Genomic DNA, 14,904 nt, shown 5'->3' with positions numbered 1-14,904 from the left:
CACAAGGGCCGCAGATGCGGCCCTTTTTTCGTTCTGAGCCGGGCCGCGCGGTGCTCAGCGCACATCGAGCTTCTTGTGTTCCCCCAACTGCGGCCGGGCTTCGCCCGTCACTGCCGCTTTGGCGATCTTGAGCAGTTGGCTCACCTTGCTTTCCTTCACGTCCCAGAACTCGGCGTGTTCGATGCGCACGGCCAGCAGCGCGAGGTTGGGGTCTTCAGGGCCATCGGGGAACCAGGCCTTGGCCGCGGCGTTGAACAGCGCCTGCTTGCGCGCCGCATCCTCCAGCACCATCGCGCGGCCCGCGATGGAGACGTAGCTGTCGGAATCCGGGTTCGCGTAGGCCACGTTCACGCCATCGTCCTCGGCCAGATGGCTCACGATCTCGCCATTGCGCGGCACGAAGAAATACAAGGTCGCATCCTCGTCCACCGAGCGGTTCTGCGTGGTCAGCGGCTGGCTGTGCAGCATGCCGCCGGCATGGCGGTGCGTGTACATGCCAAAGCGGGTGTCCTTGATCAGGTCCCACAGGCGGGCGTGGTCGTTGGCATGGGTGGTCATGGTCGGGTCTCCAGTAGCGGGGAACAGATGGAAAGTGCCGGCACCGATCCATGAACAGCACGAATGCCAGCTGCTGAGTGCACCGTAGGCCGCGCCGCTTGTGCCCCGGCCCCGAGAAGGCCGCGTGGCGCTGTGGGTACCCGCTGACCCGCCTGTCAGCCCGAAGGCGGCTTATGCTTGCGGGCCAAGTCCCCCACGCACTGCATCATGAGCCTGCCCTTCAACCCCGCCGCCATCTTTGCCGACCGCATGCCCGAGCTGCTGCGCACCATGCCCAAGGCCGAGCTGCACATGCACATCGAAGGCTCGCTGGAGCCCGAGCTGATCTTCGCGCTGGCCCAGCGCAACGGCGTGAGCATTCCCTACGCCAGCGTGGAGGAACTGCGCAGCGCCTACGCCTTCACCAACCTGCAGAGCTTCCTGGACATCTACTACGCGGGCGCCAGCGTGCTGCTCACCGAGCAGGATTTCTACGACATGGCCTGGGCCTACCTGCAGCGCGCAGCGGCCGACCATGTGCTGCGCACCGAGATGTTCTTCGACCCGCAGACCCACACCGAGCGCGGCGTATCCATGCAGACCGTCGTCCAGGGCCTGCACCGCGCCTGCGTCGATGCCAAGGCCCAACTTGGCGTGGACGCCGCGCTGATCCTGTGCTTCCTGCGCCACCTGAGCGAGGAATCGGCCTTCGAGACGCTGGAACAGGCGCTGCCCTTCAGGGACCTGTTCATCGGCGTGGGCCTGGACTCGAGCGAGGTGGGCCATCCGCCCGAGAAGTTCGCGCGCGTGTTCGCGCGCTGCCGCGAGCTGGGCCTGCACCTGGTCGCGCACGCGGGCGAGGAGGGCCCGCCGGCCTACGTGTGGAGCGCGTTGGACGTGCTCAAGGTCGAGCGCATCGACCACGGCGTGCAAAGCATCAAGGACGCCGCCCTGATGAAGCGCCTGGCCGCCGACCGCATTCCGCTCACCGTGTGCCCGCTGTCCAACCTCAAGCTCTGCGTATTCCCCGACCTGGCCCAGCACAACCTCGGTCAACTGCTGGACGCGGGCCTGGTCGCCACCGTCAACTCCGACGACCCAGCCTACTTCGGCGGCTACGTCAACGAGAACTTCACCCAGACCTTCGCCGCCACCGGCCTGAGCGCCCAACACGCCTGGCAACTGGCGCGCAACAGCTTCGAGGGCAGCTTTGCCAGTGCCGACGCCAGGCGCGTGTGGCTGGACAAGGTGGATGCGCACTTCGCGGGGTTTGTGTGAGGTGCGTGCGCCTTGACTGAAATGGGTGGGGTACTGGGCGCGCTGTGATAGGAGGCTTCCGGCCAAGAGCAGAAACTCGCCAGCGACCGCTCTGGGACGACATGGGCGTGCCTGCGCAATCAACGCCCCGATAGCGGTGCATCGGGAAAAGTGGACGGCGGACGGCGCCCGACCGCCAACTCAATGCCAGTTCGCAGCGATCGTCGCCTGCAAGGCTGCCCGATCACACGATCGCATCATTCGAAGTGATCGCGCTCCTCACGGATTTCTTCCCTCTGAATCTCGCGATCATGACCTTCGATCTCTTGTTCGATCCATTGCGCCACGGGGTACTCGAATCCAGCGGCCAGCCATCTGCGCAAGGTGTCTCTGCGGCCCTTCAGATGCAGGCTTGCAGGGCCCATCCAGCCTCCCGAATGGAACGACGCACTGATGCCTGATTTAACGCCCGAGATGTGCCCGTACCTGATCAGCAATTGCCGCGTCAGCTTGCCGCCGTGTTCATCATCGAGCGTAGGAAGCGCCGCATGCGCAATCAACGCGGCTCGCTCGTTGGGGTCAACCTCGATCCAAGCCAAGATGCTGTGCTCCGGCATGGAGGCAATGGGGCCTCGCGGTTCGCGTTCGTCCATCGTGCCGATCCCGCCCTTCAGCCAGTGATACAGATCACTTCGCCACTTCGGCAGAGTGCCCTCGAATTGTCTGGCCGTGACCTGCCAAGCTCCTTCGGGATCCAGGGGAACCAACTTTTTTACCAGTTCCTCGACGGTGTTGTCGTAACTCAGCCTGAATTCATTGCCCATCGCAACAAGGATCGCCTCAAGCAACGGCATGGCAAGAGAAGGCGCCTCCTTGACCAATCTTTCGCAAGCGCGACTCCAGCTGTAGCCGAAGTGATGCCCCAGGACGCGGGGGCCGGGAATGGTCTCCACCGCAATGGCAAAGATGAACTCCGGGCCGCAGGGCAAGGGTTGATCTGGCGCGCCCGCATTCATCAACCCAATGAGCATTTGCAACGCCTCGGGAGTCCCTTGCGCGCGAAGCGACCGGAACAGCCGCTCCGCGAGTGACAGCGGCAAGGCTTTCATTGCCCCGCCGAACTGCAGCAGGCCGAACGGCGAAGGGTCTATCCAACCCGACTCCAGGGCGTCGAGACAACGTTCGAAGTCGGCGTCAGCGTACGGCGACCGCAGGATCACTTCTGCGCCCAGCGCTGCCGTGTCCTGGCTCTGGAACATCTCCGCCAACCAGGCGCCAAATCGCTCGGGCGATTGCGTCGTCATGCCCGTCAGATAGCCATTCAGGCAAGTGACATGGCCAGACTTGCGGGCCGATTCTGTCAGGGGGCGAAGCAGGTCGTTATGCGTATCGCCCGCAGCCAGTTGCTCGCCAAAGTACCAGATCGCCGGGCTCTGGATGGTCGGCGTCAGCAAATGCGATATCTCAGCCAGGCGAAGCGGGTTCGCGGCCACGCGCCGCGCGAGCGCTGCAACCAGAGCCTTCGCATGCGTCGGCGCCAGCTTGCGCCTTTCGCGGAAGTCCTCCTCCCATTCGAGCCAATCCACGTCGAGGACGTAGCGCTGAAAGCGACTGGCCAGGTCGCGACGCGCGTAGCGACGGGCCAAACGTCGGATGCGCTGCTTGATCTCGGCGTGTTGCTCGTCCGTGTCGCGATCCTGCCAGCGCCAGAAGAAATTGTTCAGCTGGCTAGATGCCATGGCACTGTCAGAGGTCAACTGCTCCAAGACCTGAAACGCGAGCTCGGCGCAGGGCTGCAGGCGGATCTGATGACTCACAGCATCGAGCAGGGCTGAGCAAACTTGCGGCCGCAGTGCCGCCGGCCATGTCGCGGTCTCGTCGACCAGCGCGCGGAAATAGAGCAGGTGCGCCTGCCACCAGTCGCCGTAGGTGGCCGGACGCCACAGCTTCGCTCGCGGCTGGAGTCCTTGGTATTCTGGCCCCACGGTCCGAAATCCCGTGCCGCCTGCATTCAAGGCTGATCCCATTGCCTTGAGACCGAGCAGCCGTTCGGCATCTGTGCTCCCTCTGAGCATCGTAAGCAGGGCGGGCAGCCGTTGCTCGGGACTAGCCTCCGTCGCAGCGGCCTCGGGTCCGATGAGGAAGAGCCCCAGCAGCGTGCCGGTCGCGTTGTTCGAGTAGTCCGAGTTTTCGTTGACCGCAAAGCGCGCCAAAGCATTCAGAGCCCTCACGGTGTACTGCGGCCAAACGGCGATCTTTTCAAGGGCCCAAACGATGTTCTGGCGATCCGACTTGAATTCCGCGAGCTCGGCATCCGACCACGCAGCCACCGTGTTCTCCAGCAGGCGCAAGACAGCGGCCGGGTTGGGTTCAGCCAAGGTGGACAGAAATCGTGATCCCGTCGCCGAAGTCAGCACCGCACGGCTGGAGAAGACGCCCTCCGGCTTCAGAATCTGCTCGACGACGAACGCAGCATCCTTTCCTTCGGCGAACCTGAACTTGTTCAAGAACCAGGCGTGGAGCGATGCGGGCATGGTCTCAAAGACCGACACGAAATCAAAGCCTCGCCCGTAGCGTGTCCAGAACTGCTTCCAAAGGTAGATGTGGAGCGCTTTTGGAACAAAGAACAGAGTTCGGCTGCCCTGCAGAACGCGTCGAGACCGGAGGCTCTGGACGATTTCCTGGAAACGTGCCCAGCCGATCGTTTGATCCACCTTGTGCACCAGCCCCGCGATGTAAGCAGCCTCATCCGAGACGGGGTCTTCAAATCCGAATCGACTGAACAAGGCTAGGTGGTGAGCCACGCAGTCAACTTGCCTTGACGCTGCGCCCTCCTGTGCTCCATAGCCGTGCAGGAACCGCGACCAGAGCGGGATGGTTGCCGGTGGCCGCAGCAAATCAGCGGGATTTGCCGCCAGATTCTCTGCAACCGCGTGCGCAACGCGCGGCGAGCCTTCACAGATTTCGACCCAACGCCTCAGTCCATCGGATTCGCCCACTCGGCTGGCGAGGATCTTGCGGATGGTTTCGTCGGGGATTCGCGGCGCTTGGAGACGGACGATCTCGTCGTCATTTCCCTCGTCGTGGCCGTGGTCCAGGGAGATCAACTTCAGCGCGCCACAGCGCGTCTTCAAATGGCGCCACACGTCGGACATGTCGCCCTCCGACAGATCGTCGAGCACGAGCACGAGAGGCTTGGTCCAGCCGGTCCTCAGCAACTGTCGGAACAACGCCGTCTGACCGAATTGCGCGCCATGGCGCAGGTACAACACCGCAGGAGCGAGATGTGGCGCCCTCAGGGCCTCGAGCACCATGCGCGTCTTGCCCAAACCCGGCTCACCCAGGACGCGGATGTGCTTCGCGTCGCCGTCGATGCCTGCCCGAATCTGATCGATCAGCTCAGCCTGAGCCGGCGCCGACTCAAACGCATTGCTCATGTGCGCATCGCGAGCCCACTCGTTGAGCACCCAAGCTTCCTGGATGGTGTCGAAGGTCAGCCCTGCCGCAATGCCCGGGTAACGCTCGGCAAAGCTTGCCAGCTGGCTGGCCCCCAGGACGTCGACCATCCCGGCACAATCTCCCAAGCCCAAAGACTTGAACACGCTGATGACGCGCTCGCAGGCGTCATTGCGCTGCTGAGGGGTGAGATCGTGCCCCGTGCACACGACCACGTAGCGCCCTCCTCTTGCGATCAGGCGAGCCACCTCGGGGAAGAGGTTGCCGGCCTTGTCGATCAACTCTCCGCGGACTGAGCTCTCCGTCCACGGCTTGAAAGAGATGCCGGACTTCAGCTGAATGCCCGTCAGGCCAGCTGCAAAGAAACAGTCTGCAGGAACCGGCGCGCCCGCAGGAACGTCAATTTCTGCGTCGATGCCGCCATCTGCGACGGTGAGCCGACTCGAGATCGTGACGACGGCAGGACTGAGCTTGGCGTAGGCCGACTCGACCTTCAAGAGGCTAGTCAGCAAATCCACCGCGCCCTCTGCGGTGAGGGGCAGTACGGTCGAAACGGGGACGCTGATCATTGGGGTCATATAGACGTTCGCGAAGGAGAATTGCTCCGGAATTCTGGAGCAACGCGGTGGCTCGGACGTCTGCTTCTTTGGGCGCCGATAGGACTTCGTAGTCCAGCGTCGAAAGTCCTTTGGGACTGGTCAGCCAGAACTTGATGTTCCGAATAGCTAAGGTGAACACAAGGCGTAACTATCCGCGAAGGCTCACGGCCTGAGCAGATCGAAGTGGCCTGAAGGCGTTTTTACCTAGCCGACTGGCCGCTCTCGGGCAATCTATCCGCCTGGTCCGCCGACGGCACCGGGCACCAAGCGGAAGTTCGTGCGTCGACGTTCTGCTCCGCTTCAGATCATCCCGGCGGGGGCTTCAGCCACGTTGTGGCAGACCGCAGCGGCGATGCAGAGCCGCAACCCGCTCAAGCGAATCGCTAACGCCCTATTCCTCGCGCGGCCGCGGGTAGCCCGCCTCCGCCCACCGCTGCGCCGACGCGCGGTTGAGCTGGTGGTTCGGCCCCACGCGCACTGCCGCCAGCGCGCTGCCGTCCGCCCCGGTGGCCGTGAGCGTTGCAACAGGGTTCTCTTCATCTGGCTCGATGTCGAGCGCGACCGTTACGCGCGCGCCGCCGACCTCGATCTGAACTTCCTTGTGCAGCTGCGCGGCCACATGCTGCTCATGCCTGCGCAGCACCTCGCTGGCCGTTTTCACCAGCGTGTTGAAGGCCGACACATCCAGCGGTTTGGGGTTCTTCTTGTCGCGCCCCATCGTCCAGGGGCCGACCAACGCAGGCTCGGCATGACCATCAAGGGTCATCGCCACCGCCCATCCATCGTCATCCTCGTTCTTGATGACGCTGGCCGTCCAGCCGTTGTCGCGCCAGAGGCGATCTTCGTGGATTGAGGGGATGTCTTCGTCGAGGGAGTCGGGCATGTGCAGATCTGGGTTCGCAAGGGCAAACCCGGCATGCTACTGCCCGCCGCCGCCCATCCGGCCTGCGCGGATCACCTGAACCGAAGTGCCGGCGCTGATCCTGCGGCGCCGCTGCACCCACGCGTTCCCCATCGCCCCCGCCGCCATCAGCACGCAAGTGCCGATGAACACCGCGTGCATGCCGATGTGCCCGCCCACGTAGCCGCCCAGCAGCGGCCCGGCGACCTGGCCCGCGTACTGGGCAGAGACCGACCAGCCCAGCATCTGGCCCGCGGCGTTCTCGGGCACGTTGTGGCGGATCACCGCGGCGATGCAGGGCAGCAGCCCGCCCAGCGACAGGCCCATCAGGAAGCGCAGCACCACCAGCTGCCAGCCGGCCGTGACGAAGGCCTGCGGCACCAGCAGCAGGGCCGAGACGGCGAGGCAGGCCACGATGACGTTCCAGTGCCCGATGCGGTCGGCCAGCTTGCCCAGGCGCGCGGCCGAAAGGATGCTGCCCAGCGCGGCGGCCGACATCACCACGCCGGCCATCAGCGTGACCTGCGCGGCATCGTGCACCAGCGTGGCCACGTACACGGTGATGATGGGTTCGATGGACATGTTGGCCAGCATCAGCAGCATGCCCGTGACGAACATGGCCGTGACCGGGCCCTTGTCGGGGATGGCGGCCCAGCCTGCGCCCAAGGGCTTGCCCCGGGCATCACGTGGGCGTGGTGCTTCGCGGATCAGCAAAGCGGTGGCGATGAAGGCCACGAAGATCACCGCGCCGGCCGCGAAGAAGGTGGCGCGGATGCCGATCAGCGGCGGCAGCACGCCGCCCACCAGCGGCCCCACGAGGTTGCCGGCCATGATGGCCGACGACAGGGTACCCAGCGCCCAGCCCGCGCGCGCCTTGGGCGTTTGCGTGGCCACCAGCAGCATCGAGCCCGAGGCGTACCCGCCCAGGAAGCCCGCGAGCAGCCGCAGCCCCACCAACTGGTAGACGTCCTGCGCGACGCCGATCAGCGCCATCGCCACGGCCATGCCCAGGCTGGCGCGGATCAGCATCAGCTTGCGTCCGTACAGATCGGCCAGGCGGCCCCACAGCGGCGCCACCAGCGCGGCCGTGAGGAAGGTGGCGCCATAGGCTGCGCCCGACCACTGGACGATGGCCGCGTGCGCCTTCACGCCCAGTTGCTCCACATACAGCGGCAGGAAGGGCAGCAGCAAGGTCATCGCCACGATGGTGGTGAAGGAGCCGAACATGCACACCGCGAGGTTGCGGCGCCAGGGGCCTTCGTCGTGTTCTTTCTGGTGGGCGGATGGGGAAGGTGCGGCGACGGATGACATGCGGCAGGTGCGGGGTTTGCGCCATTCTGGGCGGGCGCGCGGCATTGCGCCCTTGCCGATGCGCGGCCCGGGCCATCGCGAGCCCAGACCCCTGGCTGCCCTGGCGTCGGCATGTGCTCGCCGAGGCCTCTACAATTTCGGCCTCAACGCTGCAGTGCCCCGGCTGCAGCGTTTTTCTTTGTTCATTCCGGGGCCATGTAGAGGAACACCATGTACAAAAACCTCGCAGCCGCATTCGCGGCCGCCTGTTTTTTCTCCCCCGTTTTTTCACAGCAAGCACCCGGCTCGGCGCCCCCGCTCAAGGTGGGCTTCGTCCAGGTTGCGCCCATCGGCGATGCCGGCTGGGTGCGCCAGCATGACGATGGCCGCAAGGCCATGGAAGCCGCGCTGGGCAACCGCGTGCGCAGCACCACCGTCGAGAACGTGCCCGAGGGCGCAGACGCCGAGCGCGTGATCCGCGACCTCGCGCAGCAGGGCCACGGACTGATCTTCACGCCCAGCTTCGGCTACATGGAGCCGACGCTGCGGGTGGCCAAGGACTTCCCCGAGGTCCGCTTCGAATCGGTCACGGGCCTGAAGACCGCGCCCAACGTGGCCACGGCCAACGCGCGCTACTACGAAGGCCGCTACCTGGCCGGCATCGCGGCGGGCCGCATGACGAAGAGCAACGTCGCAGGCTACGTGGCCGGCTTTCCGATCCCCGAGGTGCTGCAGGGCATCAACGCCTTCACCCTGGGCATGCGCTCGGTCAACCCCAAGGCGCAGGTCAAGGTGATCTGGCTCGACCTTTGGTTCGACCCGCCCAAGGAGCGCGACGCGGCCATGACCCTGTTCAACCAGGACGCCGACGTCATCGCCTTCCACACCGGCTCCACGGCCGTGATGCAGGCCGCGCAGGAGCGCGGCAAGCTCGCCATCGCCTACCACTCCGACATGCGCAAGGTGGCGCCGCAGGCGCAGGTGCTGGCCGTCACGCACCAGTGGGGCGGTTACTACACGCAGCGCGCGCGCGAGGTGCTGGAAGGCCGATGGAAGCCGGGCTCGGTCTGGGGCGGCGTGCGCGAGGGCATGATCCGCGTGGGCGATTTCGGCCCCAAGGTGCCCGAAGCCGTGCAGCGCGAAGTGCTGGCGCGGCAGAAGGACATCGGCGAAGGCCGGCTGCAGCCCTTCCGCGCCGCTGCCGATGTGCGCGACAACGAAGGCAAGGTGGTGATCGCCAAGGGCCAGAGCCTGAGCGACGCGCAGATCCAGCAGATGAACTGGCTGGCTGAAGGTGTGCAAGGCCGCATCAATCGTTGAGGGCGCAGGGCAGGGCGCCCATATGAACCCCATACGCATGCAGGCATGGCGCAGGCCGCCGGCCTGCGTCAAGATCGCATGCCTGAGCGTCTGCTCTCCCTGATTCCCCAAGAAGACGATGAAAAAAGCCTACCGCGCCAGCCTGCTTCGCTTCGATGACGAAGGCCAAGCCCTGTACGAGCAGGACGGCCTGCTGGTCACCGGCCCCGATGCACGGGGTCGTGAGCGCGTGCTCGACGCGGGCAGCCATGCGGCGCTGGCTGCCAGCCATGCCGATGCGCAGCTCACGCATCTGCCCGGGCGCATCCTGGCGCCGGGCTTCGTGGACATGCACATCCACTTCCCGCAGCTGGACATCATCGGCGCGCCGGCCGACGGCCTGCTGCCCTGGCTGGAGAACTACACCTTCCCGGCCGAATCGCGCTTTGCCGAGGCTGCCCATGCGCAGGAGGCGGCCACCTTCTTCTTTGACGAACTGCTGCGCCAGGGCGTGAGCACGGCGCTGACTTTCTGCACCTCGCATCCGGCCTCGGTCGATGCCTTCTTCGGCGAGGCGCAGCGCCGCGGCCTGCGCATGCTGGGCGGCAAGGTGCTGCAGGACCGGCATTCGCCCGATGGCGTGCGCGACCAGACCGAGCAGAGCCTGATCGACACCGAAGCGCTGATCCAGCGCTGGCACGGACAGGACCGGCTGGGCTATGCCATCACGCCGCGCTTCGCGCCCACCAGCACCGAAGCGCAACTGCGCGGCGCGGGCGAACTGGCCGCGAAGTACGCCGACACCTGGATCCATTCGCACGTGGCCGAGAACAAGGACGAGGTGCGCTGGGCGCGCGAGCTGTTCCCGAAGGCGCGCTCCTACCTGGACGTGTACGCCGGCTTCGGCCTGATGCGCGAGCGCGCCGTGTACGCGCACTGCATCCACTTCGACGACGCCGACCGGCAACTGATGCACGACACGAAGACGGCCGCGGCCGTGAGCCCCACCAGCAACCTGTTCCTGGGCAGCGGCTTCTTCGACTTCGAAGGTGCGCAGCGCACGCACATGCGCCACGGCCTGGCCAGTGACGTGGGCGGTGGCACCAGCTTCAGCCCCTTCCACACCATGCTGGCGGCCTACTACATCGGCCGCGAAGGGCAGACCAAGCCGGGCCTGAGCCTGGCGCCCTCGCGCCTGTGGTGGCTGCACACGGCCGGGGCGGCGCAGGCGCTGGGCCTGGCCGGCACCATCGGCAACCTGCAGCCGGGCTGCGAAGCGGATTTCCTGGTGCTCAACCCCCAGGCCACGCCGCTGCTGGCGCGCAAGAGCGCGCGTGCCGATTCGCTGGAAGAGCTGCTGTTCGCGCTGATCGTGCTGGGCGACGACCGCCTGATCGAGCGCACGCACGTCGCCGGCCGCTGAGCGGGGCCGCAGTGGGGCCCACCTAGAATGCCGGCCCTACCGAGGAAGCGCAGATGAGCATCAAGAGCGACAAGTGGATCCGCCGCATGGCCGAGCAGCACGGCATGATCGAGCCTTTCGAGCCCGGCCAGGTGCGTCAGTCGCCGCAGGGCCAGAAGATCGTGAGCTACGGCACCAGCAGCTATGGCTACGACATCCGCTGCGCACCCGAGTTCAAGGTCTTCACCAACATCCACAGCACGGTGGTCGATCCGAAGAACTTCGACGAGAAGAGCTTCGTGGACATCAATGCCGACGTCTGCATCATCCCGCCCAACAGCTTTGCGCTGGCACGCACGGTGGAGTACTTCCGCATCCCCCGCAACGTGCTGACCATCTGCCTGGGCAAGAGCACTTATGCCCGCTGCGGCATCATCGTCAACGTCACCCCCTTCGAGCCCGAATGGGAGGGCTATGTGACCCTGGAGTTCTCCAACACCACGCCGCTGCCGGCCAAGATTTATGCAGGCGAGGGCTGCGCCCAGGTGCTGTTCTTCGAAAGCGACGAGGTCTGCGAGACCAGCTACAAAGACCGCGGCGGCAAGTACCAGGGCCAGCACGGCGTCACCTTGCCCAAGACGTAAGCACCCCCCAGGCCGCTTCGCGGCGTGTAAGCCGATTCCGCTTGCTGGCGGCGTGGGGTTCGGGCCGCAACGGCAGGGCGTACCATCGCGCGCACGGCGGCGCTTCGGGGCGCTGCATGGAGCCAAGACATGCGCTGGGAAGGCAACGAACAATCCGAGAACGTGGAAGACCGCCGTGGCAGCGGCGGCGGCGGTGGGTTTCCCATCGGCGGCCGGGGCATCGGCCTGGGCACCGTGGCCGTTGCCGTGGTTGCGGGCCTGATCTTCGGCGTCAATCCACTCACCATCCTCGGCCTGCTTTCAGGCGGTGCACCGACCGAGGTCGTGCAGCAGCAACAGGGCCCGGCGCAGGCCCCGCCGGCCGACGACCGCGAGGCTGCCTTTGTCTCCACCGTGCTGCGCAACACCGAGCAGGTCTGGGGCCAGGTCTTCCAGGCCAACGGCGCCAGCTACCAGCAGCCGCGCCTGGTGCTGTACCGCGGCGTGACGCCCACGGCCTGCGGCGCGGGCCAGAGCGCCATGGGCCCCTTCTACTGCCCTGGCGACAAGAAGATCTACATCGACCTGGGCTTCTTCGACACGCTCAAGCAGCAACTGGGCGCGCCAGGCGAGTTCGCGCGTGCCTACGTCATTGCGCACGAGGTGGCCCACCATGTGCAGGACCAGCTGGGCGTGACCGGCCGCGTGGACGCGCTGCGCGGCCGTGTGAGCCAGAGCCAGCAGAACGAGCTGAGCGTGCGCGTGGAACTGCAGGCCGACTGCTTCTCGGGCGTGTGGGCGCACCACTCGCAGCAGTCCAAGCAGTGGCTGGAGCCGGGCGACATCGAATCGGCGATGAACGCGGCGGCCAAGATCGGCGACGACGCGCTGCAGCGCTCGGCCGGCCGCGCCGTGGTGCCCGACAGCTTCACCCACGGCAGCAGCGCCCAGCGCCAGCGCTGGTTCGCGGCGGGCTACAAGACGGGCAGCATCGAGGCCTGCGACACCTTCGGCGCCTCACGCCTTTGAGCCTTCGGGCACCCCCTGACAGGCCCTGCCGGGGCCTTTTCCCTGCCCCTGGCGTGGTTTTGTGACAGGCGGGTGAAGCGCTGTGGCCCTGCCGCCACTGCCGCTTTTTGCGGCAATGCGACAATCGCGGGTTCATGAGTACTCTCTATTCCGACCTCGCGCTGGCGGATTCCCTCAAGCGCGCCGTAGCCGACATGGGCTACGAGAACATGACGCCGATCCAGGCGCAGGCCATTCCGGTGGTGCTGACAGGCCAGGACGTGATGGGCGCAGCGCAGACCGGCACCGGCAAGACGGCCGCCTTCTCGCTGCCGCTGCTGCAGCGCCTGCTCAAGCACGAAAACGCCTCCACCTCCCCGGCCCGGCACCCCGTGCGCGCGCTGGTGCTGCTGCCCACGCGCGAACTCGCCGACCAGGTGGCCCAGCAGATCAAGCAGTACGCCAAGTACACGCAGCTTCGCAGCACCGTGGTGTTCGGCGGCATCGACATGAAGCCGCAGACGGCCGAGCTGAAGAAGGGCGTCGAGGTGCTGGTGGCCACGCCCGGCCGCCTGCTGGACCACATCGAAGCCAAGAACGCGGTGCTCAACCAGGTCGAGTACGTGGTGCTCGACGAGGCCGACCGCATGCTGGACATCGGTTTCCTGCCGGATCTGCAGCGCATCCTTTCGTACCTGCCCAAGCAGCGCACCACGCTGCTGTTCAGCGCCACCTTCTCGCCCGAGATCAAGCGTCTGGCCGGCAGCTACCTGCAGAACCCCGTGACCATCGAGGTCGCGCGGCCCAACGAGACGGCTTCCACCGTGGAGCAGCGCTTCTTCCGCGTGCATGACGACGACAAGCGCCGCGCGCTGCGCCAGGTGCTGCGCGAGCGCGGCCTCACCCAGGCTTTTGTCTTCGTCAACAGCCGCCTGGGCTGTGCGCGCCTGGCACGTTCGCTGGAGCGCGACGGCCTCAAGACCTCGGCCCTGCACGGCGACAAGAGCCAGGACGAGCGCCTGAAATCGCTGGCCGCCTTCAAGGCCGGCGAGGTGGAACTGCTGGTGTGCACCGACGTGGCCGCGCGCGGCCTGGACATCAAGGATGTGCCCGCGGTCTTCAACTACGACATTCCCTTCAACGCCGAAGACTACGTGCACCGCATCGGCCGCACGGGCCGTGCCGGCGCTTCCGGCCTGGCCGTGAGCTTCTCGGGCGGCGGCAACGATGCGCGGCTGGTGGCCGACATCGAGAAGCTGATCAAGAAGAAGATCGAGCTGGAGCCGCTGGACCTGGAGGCCGACCGTCCGCGCGGCCGCATCAACGACGGCCGCCGCCACTGGCGCGAGGAAGGCGAGACCGGCGACGCCCGCGATGCGCTGGACCAGCCGCGCGAAAGCCGCGAGGCCTATCGCTCGCCGCGCCCGCACCGTGCGCCGGCTGCGCCGCGCGATCCCTTCTTCGACCGGCCCTACGAAGCCAGCGAAGGCGACCAGCCCGCGGCCTGGGAAGCTGCCGGCAAGGCGCCCGTTGCCCGCGCGCCCTCCGCCAACATCCGCGCCAAGCGCAAGGTGGCGGCGCTGTTCAAGGCGGCAGAGCCTTCCAACTGACCGAACCGAAGGCTTCGACCGTCCTCGGAACAAGGCGCCTCGCAAGGCGCCTTTTTTGTGCTCGGAGGGGGTGGTGTTCAGCCCGGCTGCTGCGCCGCCTCGCAATGCACCTCGATGCGCTCGCGCTCGTCCAAGGTGCTGCCGATGCGCACGGCCGTCAGGCAACCGCCCCAGACGCAGCCGGTGTCGGTGGCCAGCAGGTCGGGGCGCGACACATAGCCCAGCGTGGACCAGTGGCCGAAGGCGATGGTGGCATCGGCCGTGCGCCGGCCCGGCACGTCGAACCAGGGCATGAAGCCGGCCGGGGCGCTGGCGGCGTCGTCCTTCGTGTCGAACTCCATCACGCCCTCGGCGGTGCAAAGGCGCAGGCGGGTGAGGGCATTGACGATCACGCGCAGCCGCGCGCTGCCGCGCAGGCCGTCGTCCCAGCGGTCGGGTTCATTGCCGTACATCTGGTGCAGGAACTCGCCCAGCTGCGGGCTGCGCAACACGGCCTCCAGTTCGGCGGCGCAGGCCAGGGTCTGCGCCACGTCCCACTGCGGCAGCACGCCTGCATGCAGCATCAGCAGGTCGCGTCCGCCGATGCGCCGGTGCAGCGCCATCGACTGCTGGCGCAGCCAGTCAAGCAGGGCCTCGCGGTCGGGCGCCGCGAGCAGCCCGGCCAGGGTGTCGCGCCGGCCGGGCTTGCGCACGCCATGGGCCACGCCCAGCAGGTGCAGGTCGTGGTTGCCCAAGAGGCTCTGGGCGGCGCCGCCCAGCGCATGCACGCGGCGCAGCACGGCCGCTGAATCGGGGCCGCGGTTGACCAGGTCGCCCAGCAGCACGAGCTGATCGCGGCTGGGCGAGAAATCCAGCATATGAAGCATGCGGCCGAGGGCTGCGTCGCAGCCCTGCACGTCGCCGATGAGATAGAGTGCCATCT

The 14,904-nt window shown here is 66.5% G+C and carries 11 protein-coding genes; 6 read left to right on the top strand and 5 right to left on the bottom strand.

Going from position 1 to position 14,904, the window contains the following annotated elements:
• Positions 1-54 precede the first annotated feature (54 nt).
• Positions 55-558: a pyridoxamine 5'-phosphate oxidase family protein gene (locus tag PGB34_RS02855; RefSeq protein ID WP_271426554.1), complete on the bottom strand. Its 504-nt coding sequence runs from the start codon at positions 556-558 to the stop codon at positions 55-57.
• A 207-nt stretch (positions 559-765) separates the two neighbouring features.
• On the opposite strand from PGB34_RS02855, the gene PGB34_RS02850 reads away from it, so the two are divergent.
• Positions 766-1,815, top strand: coding sequence for an adenosine deaminase (locus PGB34_RS02850; protein WP_271426553.1), 1,050 nt, complete (start codon positions 766-768; stop codon positions 1,813-1,815).
• Positions 1,816-2,051: 236 nt separating this feature from the next.
• On the opposite strand, the gene PGB34_RS02845 is transcribed toward PGB34_RS02850, so the two are convergent.
• The 3 genes from PGB34_RS02845 to PGB34_RS02835 form a co-directional block, all read right to left on the bottom strand.
• Positions 2,052-5,819, bottom strand: coding sequence for a hypothetical protein (locus PGB34_RS02845; protein WP_271426552.1), 3,768 nt, complete (start codon positions 5,817-5,819; stop codon positions 2,052-2,054).
• 421 nt (positions 5,820-6,240) lie between these two features.
• Complete coding sequence (locus PGB34_RS02840; protein ID WP_271426551.1) at positions 6,241-6,732, bottom strand: hypothetical protein; 492 nt, start codon at positions 6,730-6,732, stop codon at positions 6,241-6,243.
• A gap of 36 nt (positions 6,733-6,768) precedes the next feature.
• Positions 6,769-8,061, bottom strand: a complete 1,293-nt coding sequence (locus PGB34_RS02835) for an MFS transporter (RefSeq protein WP_271426550.1) — start codon at positions 8,059-8,061, stop codon at positions 6,769-6,771.
• A 210-nt stretch (positions 8,062-8,271) separates the two neighbouring features.
• Between PGB34_RS02835 and PGB34_RS02830 the strand changes: the two genes are divergently transcribed.
• From PGB34_RS02830 to PGB34_RS02810, 5 genes are all read left to right on the top strand, one after another.
• Entirely contained in the window at positions 8,272-9,360 is a 1,089-nt protein-coding gene (locus PGB34_RS02830) for a BMP family ABC transporter substrate-binding protein (protein WP_271426549.1), read from the top strand.
• A gap of 118 nt (positions 9,361-9,478) precedes the next feature.
• A complete protein-coding gene (guaD, locus tag PGB34_RS02825) occupies positions 9,479-10,762 on the top strand; it encodes a guanine deaminase (protein WP_271426548.1) in 1,284 nt (427 codons plus the stop codon).
• Between the two features lie 53 nt (positions 10,763-10,815).
• Entirely contained in the window at positions 10,816-11,385 is a 570-nt protein-coding gene (gene dcd, locus PGB34_RS02820) for a dCTP deaminase (protein ID WP_271426547.1), read from the top strand.
• 129 nt (positions 11,386-11,514) lie between these two features.
• Positions 11,515-12,393, top strand: a complete 879-nt coding sequence (gene ypfJ, locus PGB34_RS02815) for a KPN_02809 family neutral zinc metallopeptidase (protein ID WP_271426546.1) — start codon at positions 11,515-11,517, stop codon at positions 12,391-12,393.
• 134 nt (positions 12,394-12,527) lie between these two features.
• A complete protein-coding gene (locus PGB34_RS02810; RefSeq protein ID WP_271426545.1) occupies positions 12,528-13,982 on the top strand; it encodes a DEAD/DEAH box helicase in 1,455 nt (484 codons plus the stop codon).
• Positions 13,983-14,059: 77 nt separating this feature from the next.
• Here the strand turns inward: PGB34_RS02810 and PGB34_RS02805 are convergent, their stop codons facing one another.
• The gene (locus PGB34_RS02805; protein ID WP_271426544.1) at positions 14,060-14,902 is read right to left on the bottom strand and encodes a symmetrical bis(5'-nucleosyl)-tetraphosphatase; all 843 of its coding nucleotides are present in this window, start codon (positions 14,900-14,902) and stop codon (positions 14,060-14,062) included.
• Between the last annotated feature and the right edge of the window lie 2 nt (positions 14,903-14,904).

The sequence above is a fragment of the Xenophilus arseniciresistens genome, from assembly GCF_028023875.1.
Classification (GTDB): Bacteria; Pseudomonadota; Gammaproteobacteria; order Burkholderiales; family Burkholderiaceae_C; genus Xenophilus; species Xenophilus arseniciresistens.
This window is presented reverse-complemented; position numbering and strand designations above follow the sequence as displayed.

Coding starts and splice junctions, on each gene's coding strand:
- PGB34_RS02855 (WP_271426554.1), bottom strand. CDS start 558: ATGACCACCCATGCCAACGACCACGCCCGCCTGTGGGACCTGATCAAG.
- PGB34_RS02850 (WP_271426553.1), top strand. CDS start 766: ATGAGCCTGCCCTTCAACCCCGCCGCCATCTTTGCCGACCGCATGCCC.
- PGB34_RS02845 (WP_271426552.1), bottom strand. CDS start 5,819: ATGATCAGCGTCCCCGTTTCGACCGTACTGCCCCTCACCGCAGAGGGC.
- PGB34_RS02840 (WP_271426551.1), bottom strand. CDS start 6,732: ATGCCCGACTCCCTCGACGAAGACATCCCCTCAATCCACGAAGATCGC.
- PGB34_RS02835 (WP_271426550.1), bottom strand. CDS start 8,061: ATGTCATCCGTCGCCGCACCTTCCCCATCCGCCCACCAGAAAGAACAC.
- PGB34_RS02830 (WP_271426549.1), top strand. CDS start 8,272: ATGTACAAAAACCTCGCAGCCGCATTCGCGGCCGCCTGTTTTTTCTCC.
- guaD (WP_271426548.1), top strand. CDS start 9,479: ATGAAAAAAGCCTACCGCGCCAGCCTGCTTCGCTTCGATGACGAAGGC.
- dcd (WP_271426547.1), top strand. CDS start 10,816: ATGAGCATCAAGAGCGACAAGTGGATCCGCCGCATGGCCGAGCAGCAC.
- ypfJ (WP_271426546.1), top strand. CDS start 11,515: ATGCGCTGGGAAGGCAACGAACAATCCGAGAACGTGGAAGACCGCCGT.
- PGB34_RS02810 (WP_271426545.1), top strand. CDS start 12,528: ATGAGTACTCTCTATTCCGACCTCGCGCTGGCGGATTCCCTCAAGCGC.
- PGB34_RS02805 (WP_271426544.1), bottom strand. CDS start 14,902: ATGGCACTCTATCTCATCGGCGACGTGCAGGGCTGCGACGCAGCCCTC.